We start from the raw sequence: 12,083 nt of genomic DNA, 5'->3' as shown, positions 1-12,083 counted from the left end.
AAAGAAGAAAACACGCGAAAAAGTCAGAAAAACGGAGAAAACATTAATTTATTGAGGGAGGGCAAAATCATCATGAGTATGGCAAACAAACTATTCGGCTCACCAAGACCGAATATATCGAATAAAGATCAGTACCCGGCATTTACGCGCTCGCTTGAGGAGCAGTATGTGCAAACGCTGCTGACCAACACAACGAGCAACACCTTCTATGCGGATAGCCATGAACTGCTTGCCGATGCGGAGAAGCTGCACCGCGAAATGGCGGACCGCAGCCCGAATTTCATGGCCAAGGCGATTGTGTTCGCACGCAGTGTCGGGTTGATGCGGCTGCAGCCGCTGTTCGGGCTGGCCATACTTTCGCGGTATCGTCCGGATTTGTTTGCGAAGATTTTCCTGCAGGTGGTGCTGATTCCTTCCGACTTGTCCGATTTCCTGACGATATTGAAGGGGCTTGGACGCGGTGAGGGAGGCCGTGCCGTCAAACGGCAGGTGAACCGCTTCTTAGCCGGCGTGTCCGAATATTGGGCCATCAAGTACAACGGCCGCGGCCGCGGCTACAGTCTGGGGGATGCAATCGCAACGGCGCATCCGAAGCCGGAGGACCTGAAGCAGCAGGCATTGTTCCGGTATTTGCGCGGGCTGGAGGCCAACCTTGCGCTGCTGCCCCAAGTGGAAGCGCTGGAAAAGCTGAAGTTTGCTTCGACCGAGGAGGAGCAAATTGCGTGGATTGAACGCGGCAGGCTCCCCTATGAAACGGTAACCGGTGTGATCAAGCCGTCAAAAGCCGTCTGGGAAGCGCTGCTTTACCAGATGCCGACGTTCGCCCTGCTCCGCCATATGAACGCATTGCAGCGGGCCGGGGTGCTGGAGGATCGGCGCAACCTCGATTATGTGGTGAACCGGATCACAGATTCGCAGGCACTGAGGAAAGCTAAAATTTTGCCGTTCCGGCTGGCAACGGCGTTCCATCAAGTGGACCATCCGGAGCTGAAGGATGCGCTCCGGGAGGCTGCCGAGCTTACGTTCGACAACCTGCCGGAGCTCGGAGAGAAGACGGCGATCTTCCTCGATATATCCGGCTCGATGAGCGGACAATATTTGGAGATCGGCTCGGTGTTCGCTCTGGCGCTGTATAAGAAAACGCAGGGCAGCTCTCTGTTCTGGCTGTTCGATACGGAGGTTATCGATGCCAAGCCATCCCGCCATGACAGCATTTTAACGCAGGCGGCGCAAATCCGCTCCCGTGGAGGAACCGATACCGGGGCGCCCGTGCGGAAGCTGATCCAGGAGCGGAGGAAAGTCGACCAAATCATCATCATCACCGACGAGCAGCAAAACAGCGGCAGCCCGTTCTACGAGCAGCTCCGATGGTACCGTTCGAAGATCAACCCGGACGTCAAAGCGTTCATCGTAGACATTGCTCCTTATCGGCTCGCGTTGGTACCGGAGACGGATCCGCGAACCTTTTACATCTACGGTTGGAGTGATACGGTGCTATCCTATATCGCGCAGTCCGTGGAGGGGTATGCTTCGCTGGTGGAGCGGGTCGAGGCGTTATGTTTAGAGGATTAGAAGATCTCTACGCAAGATGATTTAGCAAGGTAATGAGGTAAATAAAGAACGAGGAGAATGAACGTGGAAACTAGGATAGAGAAAACTACGAAAAGAAGAAGGGAATTCAGAAAACAAATATGGGGCATTCCCAAAATGTTATTTATATTACTATTAAGTCTCTTGTTCTATTTGTTTACCCTAATTTTGTGGGGGAAAAATCTTAATGGTTCAGTATTTTCTGATTTAATAGAAACTATATTCGTCATAAATATTTCTGCTGTCGGTCTTTTCATGGCGGTAGGTTATTTTAACCTAAAATTTTTGGTTACTATTATCAAATCGTTGCTTAAGATTATGTTCACTGTTTGGGTGGTCATGATTGTACAATTATCTTCATTAGAGCAAACTGAACAAAACGTTTGGATCGTTCTTTCTGCGTTCTTTTTTGTCTATTTCGAAGTTCTAGTAGATATTAATGACTGTTTGTTTCAAATAAAAGATGGCTTTAAATTACCCAAAGCTAGTTTCATTAATTCTGAATTTATTAAAGAAAATTCCATCGCAATATCGATTATGTGTCTATCTATTATCAATATTATTTTGTCCCATTATATTGTAGATCTCTTGCATACATTAAAGCTAGGCTAGGTATCCGAAATGTCGGAGAAGATAATTAGGAATTTCCTAAAACAGTCCAACGACCAGAAGGGAGGCTAGCATGATGTCTGATGTGAGACAGCAGATCGAAGAACAACTACGCACCATCGAAAAGGAAGAGCACGTCCGGATCCTGTATGCTTGCGAATCGGGCAGCCGCGCATGGGGCTTCCCGTCCCGGGACAGCGACTACGACGTCAGGTTTATTTATGTGAGACCGGTAGAGTGGTACTTATCGATATTTGAGAAGAGGGACGTGATCGAGCGTCCGATCAGCGATATGCTGGACATCAACGGCTGGGATCTGCGCAAAGCGTTGAACCTGTTCCGCAAGTCGAATCCGCCGCTGCTCGAGTGGCTGCAGTCCCCGATCGTTTATCGGGAGAATTATTCGATTGCGGAGCGGATCCGCGATATCTCTCCGTTAACATTTTCGCCAAAGTCTTGTACGTATCACTACTTGCACATGGCCAAGGGGAACTACCGGGAGTATCTGCAGGGCGATCAAGTCAAAATCAAAAAGTACTTCTACGTGCTCCGCCCGATCTTGGCATGCGAGTGGATCGAGAAGCACGGTACGATGCCGCCGATCGAATTCGACCGGCTGGTCGATGATTTGGTGCCGAAGGGCAGCGAGCTTAGGGCGGTTATTGATAGGTTGGTGGAACGTAAACGGGCAGGCGATGAAATGGATTACGAACCGAGGATTCATCCGATCAACGAATTTTTAGAGGGGAAAATGGCTTACTACGAGCGGGCGGCAGCGGGAATGCAGTCGGCGGATGGCGGTCAGGTGGAGCAGCTCGACGATCTGTTCCGTTCGGCGCTCAAGGAAGTATGGGAATAAGGTGATGATGAACGATGATATTTTTCTTTAATCAAGCAATGCGGGCCCCATGGGAGGGGAAAACCTCCATCTATTCGTACATTCGCGAACAAGGGGAGCAGGTGGACGGTTCGCTGCCGGATGATGAAGAGTTTTGGGCCGGCAGTAAATTTCGCTGGATAGCGGGCGGTTTGGATGGGGCGATGGGACACCATGCGGGGCCCGGGAGCATGTCGGATGAGGTGCGAGAGCTGGTACACCTGCTGGCGAAGCACTCCAGGAAGCCGAAGAATGCCACAAGAAAGGCGCTGTATGCTAAGCTGGTGAAGATGGAGCTCGGCGGCGGCTCGTTCGACTCGATCCTGACCGAGGTGCGCAAGCATCCCGGGGTAAAGCCGGGCGCAGTGTTTCAAGAGGCTGCGTGGTTCGCGGAGCATGCCGCACATCGCAATGTCGTCAAGTTCGGCATCGCGCTGCTGGGGCTGTTTCAGAACGAGAAGGTGAAGGACCTGCTTCTGACGCTTGGCAGACATGACGAATTTACGCTATATGCCGCAGTTGCGATTCAGAATGGGATGGAAGACAGCAATGAGGTTCTGTTTGAATTAGCAAGGAAAGTCCACGGCTGGGGAAAAATCCATCTCGTCGAGCGGCTGGAGCCGGCTACTCGGGAGATCAAGGATTGGCTGCTGCGCCATGGCTGCCGGAACAACGTCATGAACGAATATTTGGCCTGCATCTGCGCGAGAAACGGCGGTTTGCGGGAGGCGTTGTCTTCGGAACGGGTGGACGGCGAATTGTTTGACGGTGCGACCGTGATTATGGAAGCCCTGCTGAATGGCGGGCCGGCCGAGGACATCGACGATTACGAAGATGCTCCGCAGGTCGTATCCGATTACGTAAGACTGGCGCGGGACATGGGCTCCACCGTACGGTATCTCTCGGTCATCATGAAGCTTGACGACTACTTGGCCGGGGACGAGGAGAAATGGGCCGGGCGAATGGCGGCGGGATGGACGGAGGAGCTGAGGTGCGGCAGCAAGGAGATTTGCCAGTCGGTGATTGCGGAATTTAGGTGGAGAAGCATCGTCATGGATGCCGTTCGCTCCGGCAATATGGCGGACCTGTACCATGGCGCGGAGTGCGCCGGGAAGCTCGGCATCGATATTTGGGATGTACTCTATGAGCAGCTTGCTCTTAAGCCGCTGCAGGATTTTCATCTGGGACAGCTTATGGAAAAGGATGATCCGGTTCGAGTTCGCAAGCTCGTTCAATTCGCTGTCGAACATTTACCGTTGCAGGACATCGCTTCAGGCCCTGCGGATGAAATCGGGCTTGGCAAGGAATATGCCGTGCACCGGAGTTTGGGCACGATTTTGCAAAGGTTGGATCGGTTTGAGGGGATGGGAGAGGAGCTGATCCTCGCCGGCCTAAACAGTCCGGTAGTTTCCAATCGGAACATGGCGCTGCAGGCGTTGGAGGGCTGGGACGCTGCGGCTTGGGGAGATCGGCTTGTTGAGGCGGTTAACCAGTTGTCGGAGGCAGAGCCTGTCGACTCGGTCAAAGAACGGATTCGGGAGCTGCGGGAAGTAAAAGGTTTGTAGACATGGGATTGAATTATAGGTTGGAGTTGATGGCAGTATGGCTTATCAAAATATAGACGGCGTGCGCGTATGGGGTAACCCCGACGAAGGGGCGCTGGCTCAAGCGCGGACATGCGCGGAGACCGGCAATGTCGTTCAAACGCTGCTCATGGCGGATCATCATAAAGGATACAGTCAGCCAATCGGCGGGGTTGTCGTCTATGACGGGCAGATCTCCCCTTCGGGCGTCGGTTACGATATTGCGTGCGGGAACAAAGCGGTGCGGACGGACTTGTTTGTTGAGGACATCAAGCCGCGTCTGACGAAGGTGATGGACGAAATCGCCCGCAAAATCTCCTTCGGAGTAGGCCGCGTCAATAATGAGAAGGTCGACCATGACCTGTTCGACGATCCCGATTGGGACGTGTACAAGGCGGTCGGCAAGCAGGAGCACGACAAGCTGAAGGCTTTGGCGCGCGATCAGCTCGGTACCGTCGGCAGCGGGAATCATTTTGTCGATTTGTTTGAGGAAGCTGGCACGGGCCGGTTGTGGATTGCGAATCATTTTGGCAGCAGGGGGTTTGGACACAAGACGGCCAGCGGCTTCATCAATCTGGCTGCCGGCCGGGATTTTCTTGCTAACGCACCAGGGGAAAAGATGGATCAGCCGCCGGTCCTGCTGGATCTGAGCAGCGAGCTGGGCGAAATGTATGATCGGGCTATGAAGCTGGCCGGGCGATACGCCTATGCCGGGCGGGATTACGTGATCGAGCAAGTGTTGAGGATCCTGGGGACGGAAGCTAACCTTGAAGTGCATAACCACCATAACTATGCATGGAAAGAAGTGCATGAAGGCAAGGAAGTCATTGTCGTCCGTAAAGGAGCGACGCCGTCCGCGCCCGGTCAGGTTGGTTTTATCGGCGGCAGTATGGGAGACATCTCCGTGATCGTCAAGGGCAAGGATAGTCTGGAGAACCGGGATGCCTACTACAGCACCGTTCATGGAGCGGGCCGGATCATGAGCCGAACCCAAGCGGCAGGCAAAATGAACTGGAAAACCCGCAGCCGCAGCGGCGGTCAAATCACCGTACAGCAAATGCTGGAGGCAGTTCGTGACTTCGGTGTGGAGCTGCGCGGCGCAGGCACGGACGAGAGCCCGTTCGTTTACCGGAAGCTGCAGGAGGTGCTGGATGCGCATGCGGAAACGATCGAGGTGCTGCATGTGCTGAAGCCGATCGGGGTATGTATGGCCGGGGCGGATGAGTTTGATCCTTATAAGGATTGAGATGATATATGGTGTTCATTCATACGAGTAGTTTCATCATGCCCATTGTAGTAGAAAGACCAGAGAGCTGGATGGTGTAAGTCGGAGCTGGTGAGGCTTCAACGTATGGATGTGTTTAATAGATGAAAAGGCCGTAGATGTGAAGTCTGCGGCCTTTTACGTGTAAGGAGTGAGTATGATTAGTCATCTTTCGCATCCTGCTTATTGTAACTAGAGATATTAAGTTGGAAACGATCAGAATTATTGCAACCAGAAATTTGTGCACTTGAAATGAATACAAAACGGCTCCCCTAATTCCTTACCGAACAATTTTAACCAAAGTATCCCTTGCAGAAACAAATAAAATCGAATCATCCGAAGGAAGCGTCCGCGCGATTGGGTCAGCCACAGCCAGAAGCATCCAGCCGGAGCTGTCGAGCAACACGGCTCCGTACCTCTTACCTTGGTCCAACCGGCAAAGCAGCTTATCGTCTATCACTTCCACACCATCAAGAAGAGCTTGCAGTACGAGCGGATCTTCCCCTTCAGCCATAGCCTCATACAGTTGGTATTTGCTCTTACCTTCCGCTGCCTCGGTGGTGTAGTAGACGTGTCCGTCCAGCACATCAAACCAGGACACGGGCTTATCGGCGAGTTTACGCTCTCCGGTGCCATCCAGACCGGAGGCGTACAGCGCGTTGTCTGCGGACTTGATGTAGTAGAGGGTATTGTCGACGATTCGGAACTGGCTGAACTCGCTATTTACGATTTGGACGGTTTCGTTGGTGATCAGGTTGACCCGGCAGATAGTATTCAACTCGCTGTATGTCGACCCTGTCTGCCTTGAGGCGAGAACGTAAACAAGGTCACCGTGTACGGAAGTGGAGGCGTCGCCACTAAACTTATTTTGAGTCCCCGTAATTGTCACACGCAACCCATAGATGAGCTCCGGGTCGCCGAGGCGACGTTCCTGTCCAGCAGTCGCCAGCATCAAATTACCGTTAGTCGGTGGAACTCCTAGATTCACGATCAGTTTGCCGTAAGGCGTATTTCTAAAGTCGAGGTAGCCGCTGTGCTGAATCTCGGCTTTGCCATCTTCGCCGATGTGGACGAACACATCGCGGCCCATGACTGCTCCGCCAACATGGTAGACGAACCAGAGCTCGTCCTCTCGAATTTGGATAGAGTACCCTCGGTCCATTCCATTAGCAGATCCGAAATCGTAGGAGTAGATCAGTTCTTTGGCGTAAGGCTGCGCGGCGGAGGTGCGATACAGTTGGATCGTCGTTCCGGTCGTTTCGGTAAAATAATAGTATCCCTTGTATAGGGCAACCTCTCTCTTGGAAGCATCAGGGGGCAGATCGACGGTCTGAAGCTGTGGATTGTAAGATTGTATGCTAAGACCTTCAGCGCCGTCCCATCGATAATCCCAGCCGAATTGGTCATGCGCGAACCGCCAAGTCAACGGAAAATACGTCACATCCCGAAAGCTGAGCAGCGGGTACGGTTCCTTCGAGTTGTCTATCGTTTCCCCGTTGACCGCAATGAGCGAAGCAGGTGCTTCCGCAAAGTAGGCAGGTTCGTTCCGTTGTTCCGCCGTGTAGGGCATATAGGAAGAAGCGACATTTCTTTGGATAATGCTGAATCCGCTTTCAGGTGACCAAGCTGTCTCAAGTCCGAGCAGCTTGGTATCATACCAGGTCATCGGAAAATAAGTAATATCCTTATAGACCAAGAGCGGGTATTGCCGGTATGTATTATCCACGGTATTTCCATTGAGCTTTACGGTAAAATCCGGCAGATGAACCCTTACGCGCTCCGCCGCAGCATGGCCTTCCAAGGCAAACGTGCCGAAGCCAATGAAACATACTACAGCGCAGCGAATTGCTCGATTTTGCAACTGCATCCAAATTTCCCCTCCTCAGTTAGATATTCCATAAGATGCGCTATTCTACAATATTATAGTAAAAAAATACGAGGGGCAATGTAGGCAAGCTGCGCGAAAAGGGATGGCGTTCATTTTTTTTAAGGTAAATGTGAAAGAGTAGCCTGGAATGAGGTAATAAAGGACAAGCGGTCGTTATTCGCGACTGCTTGTTCTTTTTGTGTGCACGATGCATGTAAGCTATATCGAGGGTTCAAGTCCGGAAACCGCCGATTGCTGGACCCGCAACTACAGTTTTGAGAAGACGGGAGCTGAACGCTTTTATCTTTATTTTCCGATCAGATACAGGGATTGAAGTTTGACTGACATGCCTTGACATTGTCACCAGAGATTTTATTTTCTGAAAAAGAAAAGCTGAAAATCGACTTTGAGAATTGGTATTATCAGCTTGGTGGAGAACACATTGGGTTCATTTATGATGAAGATTATCCGCTTACCCCGCAAGAGGCTGCTAAAGCTCTTGGTGTTTTGAAGGTAACGCTAAATAAATACATTAAGCAAGGTTTGGAATGCATGGATAATAGCTCGCGTAAAAAAATTCCATCTTATGCGATTGAGATCTTGAAAGATCCTGTTTATGCAATATTGATGCAAAAAACTGCCCAAGAGAAGAGGCTTCGAAACCAAACACCTCATGAACGTTTAGCTGAGATTAATTCGGAGATCGCAGAGCTTCAAATGAAATACGGAAAAGAAACATTCGAGGAAACCTTTGCTGGTCACAATGGTGACGAGATGGAAATAATGTCCTCTTTCTAAACAATTTGTGAAGTAGCCTTGGTTGAGTGCTTTAGAACGTCCTAAAATCTAAGCTCAATTTTATAAATATTTTAAGTTTACGCCACTTCTTTCTTAAAGAGTTTTTCCTATCCTAGAGTCGAACCATAGGTTAGGAGGACCACCAATGAAGAAATGGCTGTTTTGGCTGGGTGTCGCAGGATTGCTGACGTATGAGTTGGTTCGGAACATTACGGAAGATACGGCCGGACACGGACGGAATGTGGAGATTCAGGTGCAGACGGCGATGGCTGACGAATCACCGAAGAACGGGCAGCGGATCAAAATATTGAAGGATCATATTTACAAAGGGAACTTGCTGCTGGTCAACAAGAATCATCCCGTTCCCGCAGGTGGTGAAGAGGCGAATGCGGTTTTCCTGTCCAAGCATCAGGAGCTGGTAGCGGGCTTCGGCTTGCTGGACCGTACGATTCAGCTGTCCAAGGACATGGCGCAGAAATTCTCCACCATGGTCGCAGCGGCGGAGCAGGAGGGGGTGAACCGCTTCCTGATTACGAGCGGCTACCGGAGCCATGTCGAGCAAGGCCAACTCTATAAGCAAATGGGGGCGGATTATGCCATGCCGGCCGGATACAGCGAACACAACCTGGGCCTCTCGATCGACATCGGTTCGGCGCAGGGGGAGATGGACAAGGCGCCGGAAGGGAAGTGGCTGAAGCAAAACGCCTGGAAATACGGGTTTATCCTCCGTTACCCGAAGAACAAGACGGACATCACTGGCATTCAATACGAGCCGTGGCATTTCCGCTATGTCGGGCTGCCTCACAGCGCCGTCATGCAGGAGAACGAATGGGTGCTGGAGGAATATTTGGATTACCTGAGGGATCGGAAGTCGGTAACCGTCACGGTCGATCATTCGACCTGCAGCATCTCCTACTATCCCGTTACTCAAAGCACAACGATCGAGATTCCGTCGAGCGGCCGTTACGAGATCTCCGGCAACAATGTGGATGGTGTCATCGTAACTGTATGTCCGGATCGGAAGTCCTGACTGGCAGCATGACCGCAAACGATGATAAGGATGTGACCGACATGACAGTGAGAAGACGGTTGAATGAAGGGATCCTTCACGTGATGCTGGTTTTGTACGGATATGTGCTGATCAAGATTATTTTGTTCAAATTCCGTCCCGTCGAGCTGAAGGCGTTCATGGGTCGGATGAAGAAAAGCTTAAACGATCCCGATCTGATCATGTTGCGGCTCCATCACGGAAATCTGACTCCTTTCGCGGAAATTACCCGGTCCGTGGATGAAGCATCCGTTCACGGACTGGTTAACTTGTTCGGGAATGTGTTGATTTTCATGCCGTTCGGGTTGCTGCTTGGCTTCCTGTCAGCGGGAAGGAAAATATCCGCCGGAGGCGCGCTTCTCTTGTCCTTCGCCCTGAGTTTGAGCCTGGAGGGAGCGCAGCTGCTGTACATGATCGGGCAATTCGACGTGGATGATTTGATTCTGAATGCCTCCGGAGGCTGGCTCGGCTTCATGTCGTTCATCCTGCTGCGCCGCGCCGTATCCCGCGTACCCGCATAAAGCGAAAATCTGTTACAATACTACAAATGATTCTATGACGTGCTGGAGTGGAAACCATGAGGGCTATCACCATACTGATTGCGGACGACGAGGCGGAAATTGCCGATTTGATCGAGCTGCATCTGGAGCGGGAGGGCTACCGCTGCATCAAGGTCCATGACGGCCAGGAAGCGGTCCTTGCCGTACAGTCCAACGCTATCGATTTGGCGATTCTGGATATCATGATGCCCAAGCTGGACGGATATGAGGTAACGAGAATGATTCGGGAGCAGCACCTGATGCCCATCATTTTCTTGAGCGCCAAAGCGTCCGATCTGGACAAAATCGCCGGGCTCGTCCGAGGAGCGGACGATTACGTCACCAAGCCCTTCAATCCGATGGAGCTGGTGGCCCGGGTCAATGCCCAGCTGAGGCGCTCTCTGCAGTTCAATTCGACCTCCCAGCCCGGCAAGCCGACGCTGGAGGCGGGAGGACTGATCATCTATCCCGAGGAGCGGTGCGTGTTCCTCTATGGCAAGCCTGTAGAGCTTACGCCGAAGGAATTCGATATCTTGCATCTCCTGGCCAGCCATCCGAAGAAGGTGTTCAGCTCGGAGCATATTTTCGAACAGGTATGGGGTGAGGCTTACTATGAAGGCAGCAATACGGTCATGGTTCACATTCGCACTCTGCGAAAGAAGCTCGGGGAGGACGTGAACAAGAACAAGCTGATCAAAACCGTGTGGGAAGTGGGATATGCATTCAATGGCTGACTTACTGCGAAGCTTCCGGTTCCGGATGATCATGCTGTTCGGGCTGAGCATGCTGCTGTCCGGCATCATCACCTACTCCTGCTACAAGGCCTTGCAGCTCTATTACCATACGATTCTCCGCGAAAATCCCTTGAGACATGTCCGCAACTTCATTCGGGAATTCGGAGACATCAATTTCTTCCTGCTGCTTTTCATTCCGCTGTCCATCCTGTTCTTCCTGCTGCTGACCAAATCGTATGTGGCCTATTTCCGCGAGATCTCGAACGGGATTCACCAGCTCGCGAACGGAAAGTTCGACATCCGTGTCGTCATTCCGTCCCAAGATGAATTCGGGGATATCGCGAGAGACATCAATTTGGCCGGGGATAAGCTGCAACATGCTCTGGAGCGGGGAGACTTCGCGGAGAACAGCAAGGAGCAGCTCGTCCTGAATCTGGCCCATGACTTGCGTACGCCGCTGACCTCCATCCTAGGCTATTTGGATTTCATCCTCCGGGACGACCAACTGACCCTTGAACAGATGAAGCACTATACGAGCATTGCTTACACCAAGTCGCAGCGCCTGGAACGGCTGATTGACGAGCTCTTCGAAATCACCCGTCTGAATTACGGCAAGCTGACGATTGACCGCAAGCCCGTCGATTTGAGCGAGCTTCTCATCCAGCTGAATGAAGAATTATATCCTGCTTTGGAGAAAAACAATCTGACGTCCAGGATCAACGTGGCCGCCCATTTGCTGATCCGGGGGGACGGAGAGCTGCTGGCGCGGGTATTCGAGAATTTGCTGTCCAATGCCATCCGGTATGGACAAGACGGCCTGTATGTCGATATCAACGCTCATCCGAAAGGGGATGAGGTTGTCATTCAAGTGGTGAACTACGGGAACAGCATTCCCGCGGAGGAACTGCCATATATATTCGATATGTTCTTTACCGGCGACCGGGCGCGGACCCATCGGGAAGGCAGTACCGGTCTGGGCCTGTTTATCGCGAAGAACATCGTCGAACAGCATCAAGGCGCCATCTCCGCTTCCAGCGATGCGGTCCGTACGGTGTTCGAGGTACGCTTGCCGAAGGACGCGGCCACAGATCCGGTGACTGACCGCTAGCCCCCCTGCATTCTGACGGAATGTCTGCAAAATTTTAATTTTTCTATAATATGAAAAGTATATATT

General features: G+C 51.8%; 11 protein-coding genes. 10 read left to right on the top strand and 1 reads right to left on the bottom strand.

Annotation, left to right across the window (positions count from 1 at the left end):
• The first annotated feature begins 72 nt into the window (after positions 1-72).
• From ACFFK0_RS29950 to ACFFK0_RS29930, 5 genes are all read left to right on the top strand, one after another.
• A complete protein-coding gene (locus ACFFK0_RS29950) occupies positions 73-1,572 on the top strand; it encodes a TROVE domain-containing protein (protein ID WP_377474986.1) in 1,500 nt (499 codons plus the stop codon).
• Positions 1,573-1,635: 63 nt separating this feature from the next.
• On the top strand, positions 1,636-2,202 hold the full coding sequence (locus ACFFK0_RS29945; protein WP_377474984.1) for a hypothetical protein: 567 nt from the start codon (positions 1,636-1,638) through the stop codon (positions 2,200-2,202).
• 73 nt (positions 2,203-2,275) lie between these two features.
• Positions 2,276-3,058: a nucleotidyltransferase domain-containing protein gene (locus tag ACFFK0_RS29940; protein ID WP_377474997.1), complete on the top strand. Its 783-nt coding sequence runs from the start codon at positions 2,276-2,278 to the stop codon at positions 3,056-3,058.
• A gap of 14 nt (positions 3,059-3,072) precedes the next feature.
• On the top strand, positions 3,073-4,641 hold the full coding sequence (locus ACFFK0_RS29935; RefSeq protein ID WP_377474982.1) for a limonene hydroxylase: 1,569 nt from the start codon (positions 3,073-3,075) through the stop codon (positions 4,639-4,641).
• A 37-nt stretch (positions 4,642-4,678) separates the two neighbouring features.
• Entirely contained in the window at positions 4,679-5,905 is a 1,227-nt protein-coding gene (locus ACFFK0_RS29930; RefSeq protein WP_377474980.1) for an RtcB family protein, read from the top strand.
• 298 nt (positions 5,906-6,203) lie between these two features.
• On the opposite strand, the gene ACFFK0_RS29925 is transcribed toward ACFFK0_RS29930, so the two are convergent.
• Positions 6,204-7,790 (bottom strand): DUF5050 domain-containing protein, encoded by a 1,587-nt coding sequence (locus ACFFK0_RS29925; protein ID WP_377474978.1) that lies wholly within the window; start codon positions 7,788-7,790, stop codon positions 6,204-6,206.
• 351 nt (positions 7,791-8,141) lie between these two features.
• On the opposite strand from ACFFK0_RS29925, the gene ACFFK0_RS29920 reads away from it, so the two are divergent.
• The 5 genes from ACFFK0_RS29920 (at position 8,142) to ACFFK0_RS29900 (ending at position 12,017) form a co-directional block, all read left to right on the top strand.
• Positions 8,142-8,588, top strand: coding sequence for a hypothetical protein (locus tag ACFFK0_RS29920; protein ID WP_377474975.1), 447 nt, complete (start codon positions 8,142-8,144; stop codon positions 8,586-8,588).
• 145 nt (positions 8,589-8,733) lie between these two features.
• A complete protein-coding gene (locus ACFFK0_RS29915) occupies positions 8,734-9,618 on the top strand; it encodes a M15 family metallopeptidase (protein ID WP_377474973.1) in 885 nt (294 codons plus the stop codon).
• 41 nt (positions 9,619-9,659) lie between these two features.
• Positions 9,660-10,157, top strand: coding sequence for a VanZ family protein (locus tag ACFFK0_RS29910; RefSeq protein WP_377474971.1), 498 nt, complete (start codon positions 9,660-9,662; stop codon positions 10,155-10,157).
• Between the two features lie 56 nt (positions 10,158-10,213).
• Positions 10,214-10,909, top strand: a complete 696-nt coding sequence (locus ACFFK0_RS29905) for a response regulator transcription factor (RefSeq protein ID WP_377474969.1) — start codon at positions 10,214-10,216, stop codon at positions 10,907-10,909.
• Complete coding sequence (locus tag ACFFK0_RS29900) at positions 10,902-12,017, top strand: sensor histidine kinase (protein WP_377474967.1); 1,116 nt, start codon at positions 10,902-10,904, stop codon at positions 12,015-12,017. Before ACFFK0_RS29905 ends, ACFFK0_RS29900 begins: the two co-directional genes overlap by 8 nt.
• The last annotated feature ends 66 nt before the right edge of the window (positions 12,018-12,083 follow it).

This window comes from Paenibacillus chartarius (assembly GCF_042432825.1).
GTDB lineage: Bacteria > Bacillota > Bacilli > Paenibacillales > NBRC-103111 > Gordoniibacillus > Gordoniibacillus chartarius.
Note: the sequence above shows the minus strand (reverse complement) of the source record. Positions and strands in the feature narration are given on the sequence as shown.